Here is a 1302-nt window from a genome sequence, read left to right on the forward strand (position 1 = left end):
CAAGCTCGTTCTCGCGCCTTTCGTTGGGGTGAAGATGGGATTGCTGGCATTTCTGATAATCATCAACGACTTTGTTTTGCGATCGCACTTTGGAATGGCGAAGATGCTATTCTCAAAGAAAGAATTTTTGGTCTAACTGGTAGCGAAGGAAATCATGGGGAAGATGTTAAAGAATATTACTTTTATCTAGACAATACTCCTACCCATTCTTACATGAAAGCGCTTTACAAATATCCCCATAAAGCCTTTCCCTACTCCCAATTAGTTGCAGAAAATCAACGCAGAAATCGTCATGAGCCAGAATTTGAATTACTAGATACAGGTATTTTTGATGAAAATCGTTACTTTGATGTATTTATCGAATATGCCAAAAATTCTGCTGAAGATATTCTCATCCAAATAAAAGTAATCAACCAGGGGCCAGAAGCAAAAACACTACACCTGTTACCTACTCTCTGGTTTCGTAATACTTGGTGTTGGAATGACGATACCAACAAACCTACTTTAAAAGAAGTTGAATCTGGGAATGGCTTTAATTTGGTTGAGGCATTTCATCCAACTTTAGGTAAAAGATGGCTGTATTGTCAGGAAGCAAACGAAATTTTATTTACAGAAAATGAAACAAATTATCAACGATTATTTGGCTATTCTAATTCATCTGCCTATGTGAAAGATAGCATTAATGACTACATCGTTCATGGTAAAAAAGAGGCAGTAAATCCAAATAAAGTTGGTACGAAGGCATCTACTGATTATTTATTAACAGTTGGTGTAGGTGAAACAAAAATCGTTCAATTGCGATTGAGTGATATACCTAATTTAGTTGAGCCATTTGGCAAAGAATTTGATACAATCTTTTGGGGACGACAACAAGAAGCAGATAAATTTTATCAGCGCGTTACGCCATTTCCACTCAGTGAAGATATGCGAAATGTGCAGCGACAAGCATTGGCTGGAATGCTGTGGAGTAAACAATATTATCACTATGTCATAGAGGATTGGTTAAAAGGCGATCGCAATACACCAGCGCCACCACCAGAACGCCAACAAGGGAGAAATCGGGAATGGTTTCATCTCTATAATAAAGATATTCTTTCTATGCCAGACAAGTGGGAATATCCTTGGTTTGCAGCTTGGGATTTGGCATTTCATACTATTCCTTTGGCAATGATTGACCCCGATTTTGCTAAGTATCAGTTGGATGTTTTAACACGCGAATGGTATATGCATCCTAATGGACAAATTCCTGCTTATGAATGGGCTTTTGGTGATGTGAATCCACCTGTTCATGCTTGGGCAACT

Annotated in this window: 1 pseudogene; it reads left to right on the forward strand. The window is 38.2% G+C overall.

Annotated features, from left to right (window positions below):
- Positions 1-1302 (forward strand): annotated as a pseudogene (locus RRG12_RS44205) (glucosidase); the annotation flags it as partial.

The organism is Nostoc sp. CALU 546 (assembly GCF_048836525.1).